This window comes from Aquabacterium sp. (genome assembly GCF_030652515.1).
Classification (GTDB): domain Bacteria; phylum Pseudomonadota; class Gammaproteobacteria; order Burkholderiales; family Burkholderiaceae_C; genus Aquabacterium.
The window spans coordinates 83,407-103,082 of sequence record NZ_JAUSAR010000010.1; the positions used below are offsets into that span (position 1 = coordinate 83,407).

Consider the following 19,676-nt stretch of genomic DNA (forward strand, 5'->3'; position numbering starts at 1 on the left):
CTCAAGCTCCCCAGGCCAGGGCCAGGCGGTAGACCACCCAGCAGGCGGCGTAGGCCAGTGCGAACAAGTAGGCCGTCATGGCCAGGGGCACCGTCCAGCCGTTGGTTTCACGCTTGACCACGATCACGGTGGACAAGCACTGCGGCGCGAACACGAACCAGGTCATCAGGGACAAGGCAGTAGGCAGGGACCAGGCTTGCCCGATCACCGTGGTCAGCGCGCCGGTGAGGGCATCGCCGGTTTGCGACATGGCGTACACCGTGCCCAGGGCGCTGACCGCCACTTCGCGCGCGGCCAGGCCCGGCACCAGCGCGATGCAGATCTGCCAATTGAAGCCAATCGGCTCAAAAATCACCTGCAGCGCGCGACCGGCCATGCCCGCCAGGCTGTACTCGATGGCCGGGCCGGTGGCATCCAGCGGGGGCGCCGGGTAGGTTGAGAGAAACCACAGGATGACCATCAAGGCCAGGATGATGGTGCCCACGCGGGTGACGAAAATCTGCGCGCGCTCCCACAGCCCCAGCGCCAGGTTGCGCAGGTGCGGCCAGTGGTAGTCGGGCAGCTCCATCAGCAAGGGCTGCGCGTGCGACTGCCGCATGAACAGCTTGAGCACCAGCGCCACGATCAGGCCCGCCACGATGCCTGCGGCGTACAAGGCAAACAGCACCAGTCCTTGCAGGTTGAAGATGCCGCCCACCGTTTGGCTGGGGATGAAGGCCGCGATCAACAGGGCGTACACCGGCAGCCGGGCCGAGCAGGTCATCAGGGGCGCAATCAGGATGGTGACCAGGCGGTCGCGCGGATTGGCGATGGTGCGCGTGGCCATGATCCCGGGGATGGCGCAGGCGAAGCTGGACAACAGGGGGATGAAGGCGCGGCCCGACAGCCCCACGCTGCCCATGACGCGGTCCAGCAAAAAGGCGGCGCGCGGCAGGTAGCCGGAGTCTTCCAGGGCCAGGATGAAGAAGAACAGGATCAGGATCTGTGGCAGGAAGACGAGCACGCCGCCTGCGCCGCTGATGATGCCGTCCACCAGCAGGCCGCGCAGCATGCCTTCGCCCAGGTGCGCGCCGACCCATTCGCCCAGCGCGGCCATGGAGGTGTCAATGAACTCCATCGGCGCGGCAGCCCAGCTGAACACGGCCTGGAAGACCAGGAACATCAGCACGGCCAGGATCACCGGGCCCAGCACCGGGTGCAGCGCGTATTGGTCGATCCGGGTGGTCAAGCTGGGGCCGGTGGCGGGCATCACCACGCACCGCGACAGCAACTCGCTCACGCGCTGGTGGGTGGCTTCCACCGGGATGGCGGTGATGCGTTCGATGGGGCGGATGGCAGGCTGGCCGGACAGCTGCGTCCAGTCCAGCCGGTCCAGTTGCGCCAGCAAGGCTTGCTCGCCCCCGGCTTTCACGGCCACGGCTTCGATCACCGGTACGCCCAACTCTTCCTGCAGTTTGGCCACGTCAATGTGGATGCCGCGCTTGCGGGCCAGGTCCATCATGTTGATGACCAGCACCATGGGGGCATCAAGAGACTGCAGCTCCAACACCATGCGCAGGTTCAGGCGCAGATTGGTGGCATCGACCACGCAGACCAGCCCCACTGGGCTGGCTTCACCGGCGCGAGTACCCGCAATCACGTCGCGGGTGATGGTTTCGTCGGGCGTGGTGGGCAGCAGGCTGTAGGCGCCAGGCAGGTCCAGCACGCGCCAGGCCTGGCCGGCGGGCGACACGAACTGGCCTTCCTTGCGCTCGACGGTCACGCCTGCGTAATTGCCAACCTTCTGGCGGGCACCCGTCAGGCGGTTGAACAAGGCGGTCTTGCCGCAATTGGGATTGCCCACCAGGGCAATCAGCGGGGCGGTCAAGGGGGAAGGCGCGAAGGCCGCATCAGACATGACGGATACTGCCGGTTCGGAATATTCAGGCCTGGACCACTTCGATCAGGGAGGATTCCAGGGTGCGCATCGCGAAAGTGCTGGTGCCCACGCGAACGGCCAGTGGGCCGCTGCCAGCGAACACGCGGCGCAGCACCTCCACCCGCTCACCGGGCACGAAGCCCAGTTCCATCAGGCGGCGCTTGAGCGCTGCCCCGTCTTTGGTGGCGGTGCGGATGTTTCGGATGGTGGCCACCACACGCACAGGCAGCGTGTCCAGGGTGATGGACGAAGAAGCGGGTGTGGGGTGAGCAGCATTCATCTGCCCATTCTAAATCCAAATGCGAACGATTCGCAACTTCTTTGTCGAATGCGCTGAAAGCTGGCTCAAGCCAGGAGCGGCATCGGCAAGGTGTGTTTTTTCTGACCGCAGGCGGCCATGTTGTGGCGGCCGCAATCACATCGGTGTGCAAAAGCAGGGATCCGCGAGTCATCTTCGTCGATCGACGCTGTGAACGAGTCTGTCAAAGTGCAGCCGCTGTCCAGGTCGTCAGGGCCTGGCGTTCCGCCGAAAAACCACAACGCCAATCCATCCAGGCTGTTGGTGTTTGATTTCATGGGGGTCCTCCCTGTCATGGCAACGCCACCCTGAAGGCGTTCTACGACTTGTTCAGGGTGGCGCCACATTTCTTGGATTCAGATCAAGGGCGAACGGCGATTTCGTTCTTGACCGACTTCACGCCCTTGACATCGCGGGCGATGGCGGCGGCCGAGTCCTTCTCGGTCTGGCTCTTGGCGAAGCCCGACAGCATCACGGTGCCGTTCAAGGTTTCAACCTTGATGGAGGCGGCGTCCACCGACTTGGCGTCCACGAACTTGGCCTTGATCTTGGTGGTGATGGCGGCGTCATCGATGTACTCGCCCACGGTGGATTGATCGCGGGTCACGGCGCAGCCGGGAATGATGATCAGTGAAGAGGCGGCCAGGGCCAGGACAGCGGCGGTGCGTTTGTTGAAAAACATGGAAATTCTCCTTTGGGTGACTGGGAACAAAATCGAATCGTCTTGTCTATTTCTTGATCGCGCCGATGCCCAGCAAAGCCAAGCCCACCACGACGATGAACAAGACGAGGAACAGCACGAACAGGAATTTGGCGATGCCTGCGGCGCCTGCGGCGATGCCCGTGAAGCCGAACAGGCCGGCCACCAAGGCGATCAGTGCAAAAAACAGTGCCCACTTCAGCATGGCCATCTCCGAGAAATTGATGTCTGTCGATGTGGAAACTTTAGGTTTCTGCGTGCAGGCCAGGCATCAGCCTTCTGCGCATTCCCATGTAGGACGACGCCCCGTCCAACTGTCGTCGAACGGGGCGCGCGCGGGGCTTGGGCCCGGGCTGAGCAGCGGGGCGGATCAGGTGATCAAGGGCACCGTGGCGCCGATGCGCGTGCCCTGGCCCGGTGCTGATTGCAGGACCAGCTCACCCCCTTCGGCCTCGACCCGGTAGCGCATGCCAAGCAAGCCGTGCGCCGAGCTGGGTTGCTGCGAAGGATCGAAGCCCACGCCGTCGTCCTTGACGGCAATGCAGGCTCGGCCATCCTGGGCGCTCAGGTCCACGGTGACGGTTTTGGCCTTGGCGTATTTGGCGATGTTGGTGAAGGCCTCTTGCACCAGGCGGTACACGGTCAGCGAAGCCGACGGGCTCAGGCTGACGGAATTGAGGTGGCAATCGACCTGCAGGCCCGAGCGCGTGGCGAACTCGCGTGACTGGATCTCCAGGGCGGCCACCAGGCCCAATGTGCTCAAGGACGAGGGGCACAGGTCTTCGACAATGCGGCGCTTGAGCGCGATCACCTCGTTGAGGTTGTCGTTGAGGTGGGCCATGCGCTCGGCCAGCTCGGGCGTGAGTGTGCCCAGGCGCGACTTGATGCGTGCGGCATCGAGCTTGGCGGCGGTGAGCAGGGCGCCCAGTTCATCGTGCAGCTCGCGCGCGAGGCGGCCGCGCTCGTCCTCGCGGATGGTTTGCAGGTAGCGGGTCAGGTCAGTCAGGTGCATGGTGCGCCGCTTGACCTCGAATTCCAGTTGGTCGCGCTCGGCCTGGATGGCCTGGCTTTGGGCCAGGCGCTGGGCGTTGAGCGCGTTGGTCTGCGCCAGGAACATGGTCAGGGCCAGGAAGCTGATGGCGGTCATGGCGGCCACGCCGATGCGGTTGAGCATCAGGGTGTTGTGCACGTCCTCGCGCGCGGTGTTGACCTTGGTGGTTTCGCTCTCCAGCAACTGCGTGGCCACGGCACGCACCGACTCCATGTCCTGCTGGCCGATGTTGGACAGGACCATGGCCCGCCAGGCCTCCTCCTTGCCTTCGTCGTGCAGGCGGATCGTGATGGCCACCTCGCCCAGCTTGCGCTGCGTCAGGATCTGCAGCTCCTGGGCGCTTTTCTGGTTGGCTGCATCCTTGGCGTAATACTGGACCAACCACTTGAGGGCGGCATTGCTGTCGTCAATGGCGCCGTTCAGGGGGGTCAGGTATTCCTGGCGGCTGGTCAGCAAGTAGCCGCGCTGGCTGGTTTCTGTGTCGACCAGGCGACGCAGCAAGGTGTTGATCTGGGTGCGCGCCTGCGCCATCATCCCCATGTCGTCCATGGAATCCGTGGCCTGCCAGTACGAGGTCTCGCTGATGAAGAGCATGGCCAGCGCCGCCAATGCCGCCAACGGAAAGGCATAGGCACTGCGTTTGATCTGTGTCAGGCTTATCATCGTCATCATCCTACTTCCAACTGATCGATCGTCGACCATGATTCGAATTGCCATCATTGACGACCACGCCATCGTGCGCGCCGGACTGCGTCAGTTTTTCTCTGACCAGGTGGACCTGAAGGTCACCGGCGAAGCCTCCACCGGCCGAGAGGCCCTGGAATTGGTGCGGGCGGGTGATGTTGACGTGTTGGTGATGGACCTGTCCATGCCTGATCAGAGCGGTGTCGATGCCCTGGCCGCCATCCGGGCCCGCGCCCCTGACCTGCCGGTGCTGATCCTGAGCGGTTTCCCCGAAGAGCACTACGCCTTGACCTTGCTGCGCCAGGGCGCCAGCGGTTACCTCAACAAGGAGTGCGACCCCGAAGAGATCGTCAAGGCCATCCGCACCGTGTTCCGTGGCCGCAAGTACATCACCGCCGGTGTGGCCGAAATGCTGGCCGATGGCCTGGGCGGCGACCCTGACAAGTCCCTGCACGAGCAGCTGTCCGAGCGCGAGTTCCAGGTGTTTTTGCGGCTGGCCAAGGGCGAGACCATTGGCCACATGGCCGACAGCATGTCCCTGAGCGTGAAGACCGTGAGCACCTACCGCTCGCGCGTGATGGAAAAAATGAACCTGGCTTCGAACAGCGACCTGACCTATTACGCGCTCAAGAATGGGCTGATTCAGTGAGCATTGACCAGCGCCACGCAGTAGTCGATCAGGCTGTCGATCTCGTTGGATTTGTCGAAGACCTGGTCGGCCCCCAGTTCCAGGCAACGCCTTCGCATGTCGGGCGTGGCGTAGTTGCTGAGCACGACGTGCTTGCGCGCTGAAGCCACCGGTTGGGTTTTCTGAAGCACGCCCAACCCTGATCCCCGCTTGATGAAGATGTCGACGATGACCAGATCGCAGGCGTTGTTGCCATCGTTGAGCCAGGCCACGGCGTTGGCTTCGTCTTCCGCTGTGCCGACCACTTCCAGTGACACCATCTCTTCCAGAGTCGCGATGAGGTTCTCGCGAATCACCGGGCTGTCTTCAACAATGAAGGCTTTCAGGGGTGTCATGTCATTGACTGCTCGGTCTGTGGGGCGGTGCATGAAGGGGATTGATCAATTATCGCCGCAGCCCGGTGGGTGGCGCCATTGGAAGATCTCCTAGCTGTTTGTAGGAGCTCACCTACAGTTTCTTGCGTAGGACAAAAACTACGCCAGCTTGCGGCACCGTCCGGTTGGGGAAAGGCGGCGGCTTTTGGACACTGGCGTTCAGCCTGTCGTCAACGATGGGTTCATAACTTAACTACTCGCAAGGAACTCACCATGTCCAAAACCACCACCATCCAAGCCGCTGTCCTGGCCGCCTGCCTGAGCGCCGTGTCGTATGCCAACGCAGCTGGCATGATCACCAAGGCCGACTACCGTGCTGGCAAGGACGCCGCCACCGCCACTTACAAGGCTGACAAGGAAGCCTGTGACAAGTTGGGCGACAACGCCAAGGACGTCTGCATGGCTGAAGCCAAGGCCAAGGAAAAGGTTGCCAAGGCCGAGCTGGAGTACAAGTACACCGGCAAGGCGGGTGACCGCAAGCACCTGGCCGATGTGAAAGCCGAAACCGCCTATGAAGTTGCCAAGGAAAAGTGCGATGACAAGGCTGGCAACGACAAGGACGTCTGCGTGAAGGAAGCCAAGGCCGTGGAAACCAAGGCCAAGGCCGATGCCAAGCTGAACAAGGAAGTCGGCGACGCCTCCAAGGATGCCGTTGATGACAAGATGGACGCCAACTACAAGGTGGCCAAGGAAAAGTGTGACGCCCTGTCTGGCGATGCCAAGTCCAGCTGCATGGACAACGCCAAGATGCACTACAAGAAGTAAGCAAACGCAGGCCCCTTCGGGGGCCTGGTCTGCCAAGGCAAAGAGCCTGCACCCTTTGAAAGGTGCAGGCTCTTTGCTTTGAGGTGCAGTCAGCTCAGCGTGGCTGGCGAGGGTTGGACAGTTGGTGGAACCAAGTGATGAGGTTGTTGGCCAAGGTGCCGACAAAGGGCTGCTTGGCCAGGCCCAGCACCGATTGCGAGACCACGCCTTTGAGCAACAATGACTTGACCAGGCCGCGACCAGGTCGGAACCAGACCAGTGAGCCCCCGATGGCGGCGGCCACCAGCACCAGCGCCAAAGGATGTTTGTTGGCCAGGGGCTGGAGGGCCTCTCGCACCAAGCCGCCGGCCAAGTGAGTGGCAGGGCGCCAGGGATGGCTTTCCCACCAGCCCTGCAGGGCGTTGAAGGTCGAGGACAGGATGGGGTGTTCGCGCAGCTCTCGCATCCAGGCCTGCAGTTGCTCGGGCAGCGCGTGGCCCGATGAGGTGCCATCTTCGGGCGCCTCGTCGGGTGGCGTCAGCCAAAGGCGGATGCGTTCACGAGACTGTTGCAGGCGGAGTTCGGCGGGCAGGGGCGCGCGAGGTGTTTGGCTCATGGGGCGGTTGCTTGCTTGAGCATGGCCAGGTCGGCCGCGATTTGGCGGCGCAAGGCCTGGAAGCCGGGCGTGCGCTCTTCTTGTTTCATGATCACGGCGATGAGGGTGCACAGCGCCGCCATGCCCAAGGGCACCAGCCACAGGGCCCAGGGCATCTGCAGCTGTTGCAATTGAGCGCTGGGCGTGATGAGCCACAGCATGAGTCCAACGCCACCCAGGATCAAGGCCACGGTGGCCAGCAAAGCCAGCACCGCGAACATGATCCAGTGGCGTTTGAACTGGCCCTGGAAGCTGCCTACTTCTTCACCCAATAACTCCGCGTACGACTGCAAGTGTTCGCTCAGCAGTTCGGGCTCGGTGGCCATCAGTTGAAGCAGTGGACGCATCATGTGGCAACTCCCTGGGGCAAAGTTTGGGCTTTTAAACGCGGTCGCGGTTGCGGCTGCTCACCAGCTTGGCAATGGCGAACAGCGCGGCACCCGCAGCAGCCGCAATCAGCACGGACTTGACGGGCTCTTCCTTGATGTAGCTCACGGTGGAGTTGGCCGCGTTGGTGGCTTGCAGGCGCGCGCGCTTGGAGCCTTCGCGCACCGCGTCAACCGTCTTGCGGCTCAGGGCTTCGGCCTGGGCACTGAGGCGGCCAATCAGTGGGGCGGCCTGGTCACCAGCGTCATGCACCTTGTCGGACAGCTTGTCCAGCGCGTTGTTGGCGGCGCGTTGCGTGGTCTTGATGGCGTCGTCGGCGCTTTGGGTGGCGTCGTCGGCGAGTTGCGAGGCGGTTTGTTGGACGGACTTGATGGTAGTCATGGAAGTTCCTTTTGGTGAGTGATCAACAGCAATGCAAGGTCAACTGACGGAGGTCAGGTTTTCTTGATCAGGCTGACGAGAAAACTGGCCACGGCCAGCACGGCAAAAACCACGAACAGCAATTTGGCGATCCCTGCGGCGCTGGCGGCAATGCCACCAAAACCAAACAGGGCCGCAATGATGGCGATCACGAAAAAGACAACGGCGTAGTGCAGCATGAGGTGCTCCTGGTTGTGCAGCGTTGCAGGGCTGCGTTCAGACAGAGATCAGGACTTCTTGTCGATCTTCAGTTGGTTGTCCACGGTGACCACGCCGCTGACGGCAGAGGCCATGGTGGTGGCGCGGTCGCGGGCGGCGTCATCCGGGGCGGTGCCGCTCAAGCGGACGCGGCCATTGCTGGTATCGACGTCGATCTTGATGGCGCTGAGTGTGGGATCAGCCGCCAACTGCGCGTTCACGCGGGTGGTGATGGCAGCATCGCTCAAGGCTTCAGAGGTGTCCTTCTGGGCTTCGGCCGCATTCACTTTGGCGTCGGCGCTGAGTTGCTCCGTTTTCTGTTCGGTGCTGGCGATGACGCTGTCCAGCTTCTGGCCAGCCGTTTCGGTGGTGGGTGTCTTGTTGTCACAGGCAGCCAGGGCCAGCAGACCGGCGGTCAAGGGGGCAATCAGCAAAAGGCGGTGGTTCATGGTGTGTTCCTTCCGTGTTCAATGGGTCAGAGGGTTTGACGACTCAAGGTGTCAACCTGTGATCTCAGAATAGGCTGGAGGCCATGGCGTCGGCATCAGTCAACGCCACGGTGTGTTGTCAGACAACGCCGACAGGCTGGGTATTCAAACGGGATTAACCTCTTGGCACTCGCTTGACTACACCTGACAGGACACCCCCATGTTGCTCAAAGACAAGACCGCCTTCATCACCGGATCGGCCAGTGGCATTGGCAAGGAGATCGCGATGGTGTTTGCCAAGGAGGGCGCCAGGGTTGTGATCGCGGACATGAACAAGGTGGCGGCCGACGCGACTGCTGCCGAGCTGGTGGCCAGCGGCGCGCAGGCCATTGGCGTGGCCGTGGATGTGACCCAGGAAGACCAGGTCAACCAGGCCGTGCAAGCCGCAGTGGACCGCTTTGGATCAGTGGACATCCTGATCAGCAATGCAGGTGTTCAGATCGTGCACCCGGTCGAGGAGTTCGAGTTTGCCGACTGGAAGAAGATGCTGGCCATTCACCTGGACGGTGCATTCCTGACCACCAAGGCTTGTTTGAAGCACATGTACGCCGCAGGCCGCGGCGGGTCGGTCATTTACATGGGATCGGTGCATTCCAAAGAGGCGTCGATGTTGAAGGCGCCTTATGTGACGGCCAAGCACGGCCTGATTGGCCTGGCCAAGGTGGTGGCCAAGGAAGGCGCCAAGCACCAGGTGCGTGCCAATGTGATCTGCCCAGGCTTTGTGCGCACGCCTTTGGTGGACAAGCAGATCCCCGAGCAGGCCAAAACCCTGGGTATCAGCGAGGATGAAGTCATCAAGAACGTGATGCTGAAGGAGACCGTGGATGGCGAATTCACCACCACCCAGGACGTGGCCCAGGTGGCGCTGATGTTCGCGGCCTTCCCGACCAATGCGCTGACCGGGCAGTCGCTGGTGGTCAGCCATGGCTGGTTCATGCAGTGAAAACACCTTTGGAGGCGTGGTGCGCAAAGTCGGCGTCCGCTGACACGGATATCGGCGTCGTCCTACAGGGTTCTAAGGCATGCCCGACAGATCGTGCCTGCGCCCTTCGACACAATCACTTCCAATGTCTCCCAAGTTTTTAGTGTTGAAAGGAATGATCATGAATCGCAAATTGATGGTGGCTGCACTGGTGGTGTGTGCCGCGTTTGGCGTGTCGAACAATGTGCGTGCACAGAGCTTGCCGTCGATCACGGTACCGCCCTCGTCCACCAACACGCCTTACCTGCTCGATTCGCAACGCATGATCGTGCGGAACTCGACCGGTGAGTGCTGGCGCACTGGCTACTGGACGGCCGAACTGGCCCAGAGCACCCCGGTGGCGGGCAGTGACTTCCCCGCTGGTTGCATTTGCGACAAGCCCTTGATGCCCCAAGCGGTTTGCGAACCCAAACCAATGGCCGCCGTGACCCCGCCGCCCGAGCCCGTGGCACCGCCCCCACCCCCCATGGCCACGTCGCAAAAGGTGACGATCCCTGCTGACGCCTTGTTCCAGTTCGACAAGTCAGCCTTGTCAGCTTCGGGCAAGGACAAGCTCACCGTCTTTGCCGACAAAGTCAAGACGCTGAACCTGGAAGCCGTGGTGGCCGTGGGTCACACCGACCGCATTGGTTCCGAGGCTTACAACCAGAAGCTGTCCGAGCGCCGTGCGCAGTCCGTCAAGGACTTCCTGGTGGGCCAGGGCGTGCCGGCTGACCGTGTCTACATCGAAGGCCGTGGCGAAAGCCAGCCTGTGACAGGCACCGATTGCCAAGGCAAGGACAGTGGCAAGAACAAGAAGCTGGTCGAGTGCCTGGCACCTGATCGCCGCGTGATCATCGAAGCCGTGGGTTCACCCCGCTGAGCGGCAACGCTGACTGAGCTTTGAGACCTGACCCGGCCGGGGCAACCTGGCCGGGTCATTTTTTTGCTTGTGACAAGTCACAATGCGGGATCGGACAAGGAACAAGCACCATGGGCATCACATTGACATTGACGGGCCATCAGACCGATTTGGGCGGCGGTTTCGTGGTGCGCCGCATGTTGCCGGCCGCAGCGCGTCAGTCTGTCGGGCCATTCATTTTTTTTGACCACTTTGGGCCGGTGGTACAAGCGCCGAGCATGAACAGCGATGTGCGGCCCCACCCGCACATCGGGCTGGCCACGGTGACCTACCTGTACGAAGGCGCGATGATGCACCGTGACAACCTGGGCACGGTGCAGCGCATCGAGCCGGGCGCCATCAACTGGATGAGCGCCGGGCGCGGCATCGTGCATTCAGAGCGCACGCCCGATGACTTGAAGCACGCGGGCCGCCGCACGCATGGTTTGCAGTTGTGGGTGGCGCTGCCGCAAGCGCATGAGGAATCGGCGCCCAGCTTTGCCCACACGCCCGCCGACCAGATCCCTGAAGTGACGGTGCAAGGCGCCACCATCCGCGTGCTGGTGGGCTCGGCCTGGGGCTTGACCTCGCCCGTGCAGCCCTTGTCGCCCACCTTGTACCTGGACATCAAGCTGGCGGCCGGGCAAAGCCTGACCTTGCCCAAGTTGGCGGAAGAAGCGGCCCTTTACGCCGTGGACCAGGCCTTGACCCTGGATGGCGAGGCCGTGGCAGCGCACACCATGGTGGTGCTGGACGATGATGGGGGTGTGCTGGCCAATGGTGCTGGTGCCGAGGCACGCCTGGTGATCATCGGCGGGGCGCCCTTGGATGGGCACCGCTTCATGTGGTGGAACTTCGTGTCCAGCCAGAAAGAGCGCATCACGCAGGCCGCCCAGGATTGGGACAATGGGCTGTTCAAGAGCGTGCCGGGCGATGACCAGGAGCGCATCGACCTGCCGGCCAAGCGCCCGTATTGAGCTCAAGCCCTAGCAGGCATAAGACGTCACGAAAAGGGGATCGTCGGGTGCCTGGCAATGCACGGCTTGCGCCAGCACCGTCAGGGTGGTGCCGGATCGGAAGTTGAACTCGGCGTTGATGGTGCCAGACGCCGACCAACCCACGGGCAGGTGCCGGTGCAGCACGCCATCGACCATCACGAAGCTGTCTGACAAAGCCCCGATGCACAGGGGCACATCGCCTGTCCAGGTGACTTGGTCAAACCGCAGCACCACACCTTTGACATGGCCTTCTTCGGCGTGAAAGGTGTCCGCCTCCCCTTGCCGCACCAGCGCGGCTGAGAAGCACAAGCACACTTGCTGATCGGCCGTGTCGGTCAACTGCACTTCGGAGCTTTGAAGTTCGAGGGTCCAGTCCATCACCAGCTCAAGGGGTTCACGCGGTAGAAGCCGCACAGCTCATGGTAGAGGCTCGGGTACTGCTCGGCCATGGGCCCGGGGCGCTCAAAGAAGGTCTCGGAGGCCACCGCGAAGAACTCGGCCGGGTTGGTGGCGCCATAGGGGTCGAACAGCGATTCCTCGCCGCGATCGGCCTGCTCCTGCAACTCGTCAAAGGCGTCGTGCATGATTTTTGACCAGCGCCGATAGCGTTCAGGGCCAGGCAGGTTGGGCGCGCCATTGGCCAGGCCGGTTTCCTGGTCAAGCTGGTGCGCAAACTCGTGGATGACCACGTTGTGCGCATCGTCCGGGATGGCCGCGCCTTCGACCGTGTCCTGCCAGGACAGGATCACCTGGCCTTGCGACCACGATTCGCCGGACAGCACTTGCCGCTGGTGGTCCTGCAGCACGCCGGTCTCGTCGGTGTGCACTTTGTCGACGATGAAGGCGCCGGGGTAGACCAGGATCTGGCGCAGCTCGGGGTAGTAGTCGGTCTTGGCGCGGTTGAGGATGAGCAGACAGGCCTGCGCCGCGATGGTGACGCGGACCTCGTCGGTGATGACCAGGCCAGCGCAGCCGATGAAGGCCTTTTCAGCCAGGAAGACCTGGATGTGTTGCTTGAGCTGGAGCTGCAGGTCGGCGGGCAGGGCGCGCAGGTAGGGCACGCGTTTTTTCAGGATGGCGCGCCAAGCGGGCGGGAAAGGTTGGCTGCGCCAGTGGCGGCGGCGCCGTTCGGTCAGCCAGGGCTGCCCGATGAACCAAGCGACCAGCAAAAGGCCCAGGACGGTGACGATGAGCATGGGCAATGGGGCCTCCTTGGGCCGTGCGGGCCTGGCTCAGCAGGTGGGGCCGCCTGGCGCGGTTTCAAGCGCCGGGTGGTCCAGGTCGGGGCGGTGCCAGGGGTCCACATGCGTCATCAGGTTGAGCACCCGGTGGCGTTGCAGCACACGTTGGCGGGCCTCCACAGCGATGTCGTGGCCAGCTTCGACGGTGATCAGGGCATCGACCTCGATGTGCGCGTCCACGATGATCATGTCGCCCATCTTGCGGGTGCGCACATCGTGGACGTTGCTCACGCCTGGGGTGTCCATCAGGGTCTGGCGGATGGCTTGCACTTCGGCTTCGTCCACCGATCGGTCGACCAGATCATGCAGGGCGTCCCAGCCGAAACCCCAGCCCATGCGCGCCACCATGAAGCCGACGATGAGCGCGGCGATCGGATCCAGGATGGGGTAGCCTGCCAGGTTGCCCACGATGCCCAGCCCCACCACCAGCGAAGAGGCCGCGTCCGAGCGGGCGTGCCAGGCATTGGCCACCAGCATGCCGGACTTGACGCGTTTGGCCACCGCCAGCATGTAGCGGAACAGCAGCTCCTTGGCGATGAGGGCTGCGCCCGCCGCCCAAAGCGCGACCACGTGCACCGTCTGCACGGTCTCGGGCGACTGCAACTTGAGGGCGGCGGACCACAGCATGCCCACGCCCACGGCCAGCAGCAAGGCCCCGAGGATCAGCGAGGCGGCGGTTTCGAAACGCTGGTGGCCATAGGGGTGGTCCTCGTCGGCGTCTTTCTGACTGTGGTGGTTGGCGAACAGCACGACAAAGTCGGCCACCAGGTCGGACAGGGAGTGGATGCCGTCGGCGATCAGGCCCTGGGACTTGGCCAGGATGCCCACCACGATCTGGCCCACCGTGAGGACCAGGTTGACGCCCACGCTGACCCAGGTGCTGCGCGAGGCCGCGGTGGCGCGCTCTGCCGGGCTGTGCTGGGCGTCTTCGGAATCGTCGGCAAGGTCATTGAAGTTCATGGACGCATCTTAGCCATGGCTTAAGAAAGCCCTAAGACGCTGTCGGCATCATGAGTGGAAAGGAGCCACCCATGAACTTGCCCGCTGTGTCCCAGATGCCCTTGCGTACCCTGACCGCCTTCACGGCCGGGGTGGCGGCGTGCCTGGTGATGAATCCGGCGCTGGCGGCCACGCCAGCCGATCAACTGGCGGGCTACACCGCCCAGGCGGGCGCACCGGCGGTGCCCAGTCGGGGTCAGTCGTTCTTCACCGCCCGCCATGGACGTGAATGGAGTTGCGCCTCATGCCATGGCGCCGTGCCCACCCAGGCCGCACGGCATGCCTCGACCGGCAAGGTCATCCAGCCACTGGCCCCTGCCTTCAATCCGGAACGCTTCACGGACTCGGCCAAGACCGAAAAGTGGTTTCGCCGCAATTGCAACGACGTGCTGGGCCGCGAATGCAGCGCCGCTGAAAAAGCGGATGTGCTGGGCTGGTTGATCACGCTCAAACCCTGACCAGGAGAAATCATGACGTCGATCCGAGTTCTGTGGGGGCTGCTCATCGCCCTGTGCTGCCTGCAAGCGGCCATCGCCGACGACGGCGAACGCATGACGCGCGTTCCCTTGTTGCCCAAGTACCAGCAAGAATGCGCCGCCTGCCACCTGGCCTATCCACCCGGCCTGTTGCCAGCGGCATCCTGGTGGCGTTTGATGAACACCTTGCCCAAGCACTTCGGCACCGATGCCTCGCTGGACCCGGCCACGGTCAAACAGTTGGCCGACTGGCTCACGGCGAATGCGGGCAGCCACCGCCGCGTGCGCGAGGAGCCTGAGCAAGACCGCATCACGCGCTCGGCCTGGTTCCTGCGCCAGCACGACGAGGTGCCCGCGGCCACCTGGCGCCGCCCTGCGATCAAGAGCCCGGCCAACTGCATGGCCTGCCATGCCGGGGCCGACCGGGGTGATTTCGACGAAGACCGCATCCGGATTCCCAAGTGAGACCATCATGACCACCACGCCATTGAGTTCTTCCCGGCCCACCACCGTACCTGCCCGTCGGCGCATGGTGGATGCCACCACCCGCGCCTTGCACTGGTTGATGGCGCTGAGCTTCACCGGCGCCTACCTCACCGCCGATGGCGAGCGTTGGCGCCTGGTGCACGTCACCTTGGGCTACACCCTGGGCGGTCTGTTGGTGGCCCGCTTGCTGTGGGGGTTGTTCGGGCCACGCCAGGTGCGCTTGTCGGTGCTGTGGCGCAAGCTGCGCAGCCTGCCCACCTGGCTGGCCGCGCCCACCAATGCACGTTTGGGGCAGAACGTGCTGATGGCCTTGGCGGTGGCGCTCATCCTGAGCCTGATCCTGCCTTTGACCTTGAGCGGCTATGCCGTGTGGGACGAATGGGGCGGCGAATGGCTGGAGGAGGTGCATGAGTTCTTCGGCAATGCCCTGCTGGCCGTCGTGCTGCTGCACATCGGGCTGATTGTGCTGCTGAGCCTGTGGCGTCGCCAGAACCAGGCCTTGCCCATGCTCACCGGCCGTGGGCCGGGCCCCGGCCCCGATGTGGCCTCGCGCAACCATGGTTGGCTGGCGCTCGCCTTGGTCGGCGGTGTTGTGGCATTCTGGCTCTGGCAATGGAACGGGGCACCCGGTGCTTCTCCTTCCGACGCCAACCCAACCCTGTCCCGCCATGAGCGCCAGGCCGACCATGACGACGATTGAAAGCCCCCTGTGCCATGCGCCTTCTGCTTGCCGAGGATGACCCCCTGCTGGGCGATGGCTTGCAAGCCGGCCTGCGGCAACTGGGCTTCCAGGTCGATTGGGTGCGCGATGGCCTGGCTGCCGAGCGCGAACTGCGCACCCAGGCCTACGCGGTGGCCGTGCTGGACCTGGGCTTGCCCTTGAAGGACGGCTTGGCGGTGCTGGCCGCGGTTCGCCGTGATGGCATCTCGGCGCCGGTGTTGGTGCTGACCGCGCGTGACGCGGTGCCCGACCGCATCCAGGGGCTGGACGTGGGGGCCGACGACTACGTGGTCAAGCCGGTGGACCTGCAAGAGCTGGCGGCCCGCCTGCGCGCCCTGGTGCGCCGTGCCCATGGCCAGCCTCAGGAATGTCTGCAAGCCCAGGACGTGGTGCTGGACCCGGCCGCCCGCACGGTGAGGCAGGCGGGCACCTTGGTCACCTTGTCGACGCGCGAGTTCGACTTGCTGCAGGCCTTGATGCTCAACGCGGGCCGGGTGCTGTCGCGCGAGCAGATCGAGCAGCACCTCTACAGCTGGGGGCATGAGGTCGACAGCAATGCGGTCGAGGTTCACATCCACCACCTGCGCCGCAAGCTGGGCAGCAGTCTGATCCAGACCGTGCGGGGCGTGGGCTACTTGTTGCTGCGCGAAGCGCCCACCTTGCCATGATCAGCGCACCGCGTTCCATCCAGGGGCGTTTGTTGGCGTGGGTGCTGGGGATGGTCGTGGTCGTGTGGCTGAGCACCGCCGTCATCACCTGGTTTGACGCGCGGCATGAGCTGGAGGAGTTGCTTGATGGCCACCTGGCGCAGGCCGCGGCCTTGCTGGTGGTGCAGCAGCAAGGCGAGATCGAAGACGATCGCCATGACCTTGACGCACCCACTTTGCACCGCTATGCACCCAAGGTGGCCTTCCAGGTGTTCCATGAGGGGCGCCTGGCGCTGCGCTCGGCCAACGCACCTGCCGTGCCCATGGCGCCGCCAGGGCAGTCTTTCCGCGCTGGTTTTGACACCGTGCAGATCGATGGCCTGAGCTGGCGGGTCTTCGCGGCCGAGGGTGGTGAACAGGACGTGCGGGTCTATGTGGGCGAGCAGATGAGCTCGCGCCTGGAGATCCTGTGGGCGGTTTTGCGCAGCACCTTGTGGCCCATGGTCGTGGCGCTGCCGCTGTTGGCGTTGGCGGTGTGGTGGGCCGTGCGTCTGGGGGTGGCGCCCATGCGGCGTTTGGGCCAGGTGCTGGCGCAGCGCGCGCCGCAGGCGCTGCATCCCGTGGCGGTGGCCGGGGCGACGGTGGAGATGTTGCCGATGATCGAAGCCTTGAACGCCTTGTTCGCGCGCATCGACCAACTGCTGGCCTCCGAGCGTCGCTTCACCGCAGACGCTGCCCATGAGCTGCGCACCCCCATCGCCGCGATCCGAACTCAGGCGCAGGTGGCCTTGGCCGAGGCCGACGACCTGGCTCGGCGTCATGCGCTGCTCAACACTGTGCAGGGCTGTGACCGGGCCACCCGCCTGGTGGATCAGTTGCTGACCTTGTCCCGGTTGGAGGCGTCCGATGCCACGGCGCTTGAGGTGGTGGAACTGCGCGCTTTGACCCAAGGTGTGTTGGCCGAGCTGGCACCCAAGGCGCTGGGCAAGCACCAGACCTTGGAGTTCGAAGCGCCCGAGCCCTGCCGTCTGCCTGGCAACGAGACGCTGCTGGCGGTCTTGGTGCGCAACCTGGTGGACAACGCGGTGCGGTACAGCCCACCGTCGGCCCGCGTGACTGTGGTGCTGCGCCAAGAGGCTGGACGTGTGGTGTTGAGTGTGGAGGACAGTGGTCCTGGGTTGGCCGAGGCGGACCGGCGAAGACTGGGCGAGCGGTTTTTCCGGGTGCCAGGCAGCGCGGAGAGTGGCAGTGGACTGGGCTGGTCCATCGTTCAGCGCATTGCCCAGGTGCACCGCCTTGACCTACAGGTCCAGCCCTCGCCCCAGCTCGGCGGTTTGGCGGTGCACGTGAAGGGGGCTGCTTCGCCGCCCGCTTGACAAGGCTTGTAAACTACCTTATGGTAGGTAGTCATGAGCGCTCCCACCCTCACCGCCGAAGTCACCACCCGCAGTCACATCCTGCAAGTGGCGCGCGAACTCATGCAAACACGCTCCTACCTGGGCTTCAGCTTCCAGGACATTGCCGAGCGCGTGGGCATCCGCAAGGCCAGCCTGTACCACCACTTCCCCTCGAAGGAATCGTTGGGCGTGGCGGTGTTGGTGGAGGCCACGCAAAGATTTCGTGATTGGGCGGGCACTCGCGAAGGCCCCCCTGAGCGGCAATTACGGTCTTACTTCAAGATGCTGCGCAACGGCCTGGGCGCGGGCTCGCGCGTCTGTCCTGCGGGCTCTGTGGTGCCTGGTTGGGATTGCATGAACGAGGAAATGCGCGAGGCCGTGCGCCAGTTGCGCGCCGGGCAGGTGCAGTGGCTGACCGGCGTTTTGCGCCAGATGCCGCGGGTAGCCTCGCCCGAAAGCATCGCCGCCCATGTGTTCGCGCTGGGGCAGGGGGCCTTGCTGGCCGCCCGCGCCACTGGCCAGGCGAGTGATTTCGACCAAGCGGTGGCGCCCGCCTTTGCGCTGTTGGGCTTGCCGGATTAGGCCCGCCTTTTTTTACCCGTGAAGACTACCTACTGGATGGTAGAAGGAGATTGTCATGAAAGCCGTCATCGCTGGCTACGCCCGCTCACCCTTTCACTTCGCCAACAAGGGCGCGCTGGCCAAGGTGCGCCCCGACGACCTGGCCGCTCAGGTGGTCAAGGGGCTGCTGCAACGCACCGACCTGGACCCGGCCTTGCTGGAGGACGTGATCCTGGGTTGCGCTTACCCCGAGTCTTCGCAAGGCAACAACCTGGCGCGCATCGTGGGGCTGCTGGCTGGCTTGCCGCACGAAGTGCCGGGCATGACGGTGAACCGCTTTTGCGGCTCGTCCATGCAGGCCATCCACATCGCGGCCGCGCAGATCGAGGCGGGCATGGGCGAGGCTTTCTTGTGCGTGGGCGTGGAGTCGATGACGATGGTGCCGCAAGGCGGCTTCAACTTCTCACCCAGCCCCGAGTTGTTCGAGCATTCGGACGCCTACATCACCATGGGCGAGACGGCTGAGAACGTGGCCGAGCGCTGGAACGTGGCGCGTGCCGATCAGGAGTTGCTGGCCATGCAGTCGCACCAGAAGGCCGCCGCCGCGCGTGAAGGCGGGCATTTGAAGGACGAGATCATCCCCATCCGCACCGCCACGGGCGAGCTGATCGAGGCCGATGGTTGCATCCGGCCTTCAACGTCATTGGAGGCCTTGGCAGCGCTGCGTCCGGTGTTCCGCCCCACGGGCGTGGTCACGGCGGGCACCTCGTCGCCGCTGACCGATGGCGCCTCGGTGGTGCTGGTGACCAGCGATGAGTTCGCGGCGCGTCATGGCCTGAAGGCCACGGCCCGCATCAAGTCTTTTGCCTCGGTGGGCGTGGACCCGGCCGTGATGGGCATCGGCCCGATCCCGGCCACGCGCAAGGCCCTGGCCCGGGCCGGTTTGCAAGTGGCCGACCTGGACGTGGTCGAGATCAACGAGGCCTTTGGCTCGCAAGCGCTGGCCTGCATCCGCGACCTGGGCCTGAACCCGGCCACGGTGAACCTGGACGGCGGCGGCCTGGCCATTGGCCACCCGCTGGGTGCCACGGGCGCGCGCATCACGGGCAAGGCAGCGGCGCTGCTGGTGCGTGAGAATGGCCGCTATGCGCTGGCCACCCAGTGCATCGGCGGTGGCCAGGGCATTGCCACCATCCTGGAGCGTGTTTGATGGATTGCCAGCAAGGACCACCATGAGCCAAAAACTTTTCCTGGACGATTTTGAAGTGGGCCAGCGCTTCGTCAGCGACTCGCACCTGATCGACGAGGCGCAGATCAAGGCCTTCGCGGCGCAGTTCGATCCGCAGCCCTTTCACCTGGACGATGAGGCGGCCAAGTCCACCTTGTTTCGCGGCCTGGCCGCCAGTGGCTGGCACACGGCGGCCATCACCATGCGCTTGATGGTGCAGGGCGGCATGCCGGTTGAAGGCGGCCTCATCGGGGCGGGCGGCGACATCAGCTGGCCCAAGCCGACGCGGCCTGGCGATGTGCTGCATGTCGAGAGCGAAGTGGTGTCGGTGACGCCCTCGCGGTCCAAGCCCCAGCAGGGCATGATGACTGTGCGCAACGAGACCCTCAATCAGCATGGCGATGTGGTTCAAGTGCTGCTGGTCAAGATGGTGGTGCCGCGCCGGGTGTCCTGAC

The 19,676-nt window shown here is 64.0% G+C and carries 28 protein-coding genes; 13 read left to right on the forward strand and 15 right to left on the reverse strand.

Features of this window, described 5'->3' with window-relative positions; translation table 11 throughout:
- Position 1: 1 nt before the first annotated feature.
- The 6 genes from Q7V20_RS01430 to Q7V20_RS01455 form a co-directional block, all read right to left on the reverse strand.
- Positions 2–1,897, reverse strand: coding sequence for a ferrous iron transporter B (locus tag Q7V20_RS01430; protein ID WP_304786410.1), 1,896 nt, complete (start codon positions 1,895–1,897; stop codon positions 2–4).
- A gap of 25 nt (positions 1,898–1,922) precedes the next feature.
- Complete coding sequence (locus tag Q7V20_RS01435) at positions 1,923–2,198, reverse strand: FeoA family protein (RefSeq protein WP_304786412.1); 276 nt, start codon at positions 2,196–2,198, stop codon at positions 1,923–1,925.
- Positions 2,199–2,263: 65 nt separating this feature from the next.
- The gene (locus Q7V20_RS01440) at positions 2,264–2,494 is read right to left on the reverse strand and encodes a hypothetical protein (protein ID WP_304786413.1); all 231 of its coding nucleotides are present in this window, start codon (positions 2,492–2,494) and stop codon (positions 2,264–2,266) included.
- A gap of 83 nt (positions 2,495–2,577) precedes the next feature.
- Positions 2,578–2,898 carry a BON domain-containing protein gene (locus Q7V20_RS01445; RefSeq protein ID WP_304786415.1) on the reverse strand — a complete coding sequence of 107 codons (321 nt, stop codon included), beginning with the start codon at positions 2,896–2,898 and terminating at the stop codon, positions 2,578–2,580.
- A 46-nt stretch (positions 2,899–2,944) separates the two neighbouring features.
- On the reverse strand, positions 2,945–3,121 hold the full coding sequence (locus Q7V20_RS01450; protein ID WP_304786417.1) for a DUF1328 family protein: 177 nt from the start codon (positions 3,119–3,121) through the stop codon (positions 2,945–2,947).
- A gap of 165 nt (positions 3,122–3,286) precedes the next feature.
- The gene (locus tag Q7V20_RS01455; RefSeq protein WP_304786419.1) at positions 3,287–4,639 is read right to left on the reverse strand and encodes a CHASE3 domain-containing protein; all 1,353 of its coding nucleotides are present in this window, start codon (positions 4,637–4,639) and stop codon (positions 3,287–3,289) included.
- Between the two features lie 28 nt (positions 4,640–4,667).
- Here Q7V20_RS01455 and Q7V20_RS01460 point away from each other — a divergent pair, with 28 nt between their 5' ends.
- On the forward strand, positions 4,668–5,300 hold the full coding sequence (locus tag Q7V20_RS01460) for a response regulator transcription factor (RefSeq protein ID WP_304786421.1): 633 nt from the start codon (positions 4,668–4,670) through the stop codon (positions 5,298–5,300).
- Here the strand turns inward: Q7V20_RS01460 and Q7V20_RS01465 are convergent.
- Complete coding sequence (locus Q7V20_RS01465; protein ID WP_304786423.1) at positions 5,294–5,674, reverse strand: response regulator transcription factor; 381 nt, start codon at positions 5,672–5,674, stop codon at positions 5,294–5,296. The genes Q7V20_RS01460 and Q7V20_RS01465 overlap by 7 nt on opposite strands.
- 252 nt (positions 5,675–5,926) lie before the next feature.
- Here Q7V20_RS01465 and Q7V20_RS01470 point away from each other — a divergent pair, with 252 nt between their 5' ends.
- Complete coding sequence (locus Q7V20_RS01470; RefSeq protein WP_304786425.1) at positions 5,927–6,478, forward strand: hypothetical protein; 552 nt, start codon at positions 5,927–5,929, stop codon at positions 6,476–6,478.
- A gap of 94 nt (positions 6,479–6,572) precedes the next feature.
- Here Q7V20_RS01470 and Q7V20_RS01475 read toward each other — a convergent pair whose 3' ends face one another.
- From Q7V20_RS01475 to Q7V20_RS01495, 5 genes are read right to left on the reverse strand one after another with little or no spacing between them, the layout of a single operon-like run.
- A complete protein-coding gene (locus Q7V20_RS01475; protein WP_304786427.1) occupies positions 6,573–7,073 on the reverse strand; it encodes a hypothetical protein in 501 nt (166 codons plus the stop codon).
- Positions 7,070–7,462 carry a hypothetical protein gene (locus Q7V20_RS01480; protein WP_304786429.1) on the reverse strand — a complete coding sequence of 131 codons (393 nt, stop codon included), beginning with the start codon at positions 7,460–7,462 and terminating at the stop codon, positions 7,070–7,072. Before Q7V20_RS01480 ends, Q7V20_RS01475 begins: the two co-directional genes overlap by 4 nt.
- A gap of 31 nt (positions 7,463–7,493) precedes the next feature.
- On the reverse strand, positions 7,494–7,880 hold the full coding sequence (locus Q7V20_RS01485) for a hypothetical protein (RefSeq protein WP_304786431.1): 387 nt from the start codon (positions 7,878–7,880) through the stop codon (positions 7,494–7,496).
- 53 nt (positions 7,881–7,933) lie between these two features.
- Complete coding sequence (locus tag Q7V20_RS01490) at positions 7,934–8,098, reverse strand: DUF1328 domain-containing protein (RefSeq protein ID WP_230180303.1); 165 nt, start codon at positions 8,096–8,098, stop codon at positions 7,934–7,936.
- Between the two features lie 48 nt (positions 8,099–8,146).
- Complete coding sequence (locus tag Q7V20_RS01495) at positions 8,147–8,566, reverse strand: BON domain-containing protein (protein WP_304786434.1); 420 nt, start codon at positions 8,564–8,566, stop codon at positions 8,147–8,149.
- A gap of 199 nt (positions 8,567–8,765) precedes the next feature.
- On the opposite strand from Q7V20_RS01495, the gene Q7V20_RS01500 reads away from it, so the two are divergent.
- From Q7V20_RS01500 to Q7V20_RS01510, 3 genes are all read left to right on the forward strand, one after another.
- Positions 8,766–9,548 carry a 3-hydroxybutyrate dehydrogenase gene (locus Q7V20_RS01500; RefSeq protein ID WP_304786436.1) on the forward strand — a complete coding sequence of 261 codons (783 nt, stop codon included), beginning with the start codon at positions 8,766–8,768 and terminating at the stop codon, positions 9,546–9,548.
- 160 nt (positions 9,549–9,708) lie between these two features.
- Positions 9,709–10,449 carry an OmpA family protein gene (locus tag Q7V20_RS01505; protein ID WP_304786438.1) on the forward strand — a complete coding sequence of 247 codons (741 nt, stop codon included), beginning with the start codon at positions 9,709–9,711 and terminating at the stop codon, positions 10,447–10,449.
- A gap of 110 nt (positions 10,450–10,559) precedes the next feature.
- Positions 10,560–11,444: a pirin family protein gene (locus tag Q7V20_RS01510; RefSeq protein ID WP_304786440.1), complete on the forward strand. Its 885-nt coding sequence runs from the start codon at positions 10,560–10,562 to the stop codon at positions 11,442–11,444.
- Positions 11,445–11,453: 9 nt separating this feature from the next.
- On the opposite strand, the gene Q7V20_RS01515 is transcribed toward Q7V20_RS01510, so the two are convergent.
- From Q7V20_RS01515 to Q7V20_RS01525, 3 genes are read right to left on the reverse strand one after another with little or no spacing between them, the layout of a single operon-like run.
- The gene (locus tag Q7V20_RS01515; RefSeq protein ID WP_304786441.1) at positions 11,454–11,843 is read right to left on the reverse strand and encodes a hypothetical protein; all 390 of its coding nucleotides are present in this window, start codon (positions 11,841–11,843) and stop codon (positions 11,454–11,456) included.
- Positions 11,843–12,661 (reverse strand): zinc-dependent peptidase, encoded by an 819-nt coding sequence (locus tag Q7V20_RS01520; protein ID WP_304786443.1) that lies wholly within the window; start codon positions 12,659–12,661, stop codon positions 11,843–11,845. Before Q7V20_RS01520 ends, Q7V20_RS01515 begins: the two co-directional genes overlap by 1 nt.
- Before the next feature lie 36 nt (positions 12,662–12,697).
- On the reverse strand, positions 12,698–13,666 hold the full coding sequence (locus tag Q7V20_RS01525) for a cation diffusion facilitator family transporter (protein WP_304786445.1): 969 nt from the start codon (positions 13,664–13,666) through the stop codon (positions 12,698–12,700).
- Between the two features lie 149 nt (positions 13,667–13,815).
- Between Q7V20_RS01525 and Q7V20_RS01530 the strand changes: the two genes are divergently transcribed.
- From Q7V20_RS01530 to Q7V20_RS01565, 8 genes are read left to right on the forward strand one after another with little or no spacing between them, the layout of a single operon-like run.
- Positions 13,816–14,163: a DUF1924 domain-containing protein gene (locus tag Q7V20_RS01530; protein WP_304786740.1), complete on the forward strand. Its 348-nt coding sequence runs from the start codon at positions 13,816–13,818 to the stop codon at positions 14,161–14,163.
- A 12-nt stretch (positions 14,164–14,175) separates the two neighbouring features.
- Positions 14,176–14,646: a diheme cytochrome c gene (locus tag Q7V20_RS01535; protein WP_304786447.1), complete on the forward strand. Its 471-nt coding sequence runs from the start codon at positions 14,176–14,178 to the stop codon at positions 14,644–14,646.
- Between the two features lie 7 nt (positions 14,647–14,653).
- On the forward strand, positions 14,654–15,367 hold the full coding sequence (locus tag Q7V20_RS01540; protein ID WP_304786449.1) for a cytochrome b/b6 domain-containing protein: 714 nt from the start codon (positions 14,654–14,656) through the stop codon (positions 15,365–15,367).
- Positions 15,368–15,381: 14 nt separating this feature from the next.
- Positions 15,382–16,056 (forward strand): winged helix-turn-helix domain-containing protein, encoded by a 675-nt coding sequence (locus Q7V20_RS01545; RefSeq protein ID WP_304786451.1) that lies wholly within the window; start codon positions 15,382–15,384, stop codon positions 16,054–16,056.
- Positions 16,056–17,411: an ATP-binding protein gene (locus Q7V20_RS01550; protein ID WP_304786742.1), complete on the forward strand. Its 1,356-nt coding sequence runs from the start codon at positions 16,056–16,058 to the stop codon at positions 17,409–17,411. Before Q7V20_RS01545 ends, Q7V20_RS01550 begins: the two co-directional genes overlap by 1 nt.
- A 33-nt stretch (positions 17,412–17,444) precedes the next feature.
- Entirely contained in the window at positions 17,445–18,014 is a 570-nt protein-coding gene (locus Q7V20_RS01555; RefSeq protein WP_304786453.1) for a TetR/AcrR family transcriptional regulator, read from the forward strand.
- Positions 18,015–18,069: 55 nt separating this feature from the next.
- Complete coding sequence (locus Q7V20_RS01560; protein WP_304786455.1) at positions 18,070–19,203, forward strand: thiolase family protein; 1,134 nt, start codon at positions 18,070–18,072, stop codon at positions 19,201–19,203.
- A 22-nt stretch (positions 19,204–19,225) separates the two neighbouring features.
- Positions 19,226–19,675 carry a MaoC family dehydratase gene (locus Q7V20_RS01565; protein WP_304786457.1) on the forward strand — a complete coding sequence of 150 codons (450 nt, stop codon included), beginning with the start codon at positions 19,226–19,228 and terminating at the stop codon, positions 19,673–19,675.
- Position 19,676 lies beyond the last annotated feature (1 nt).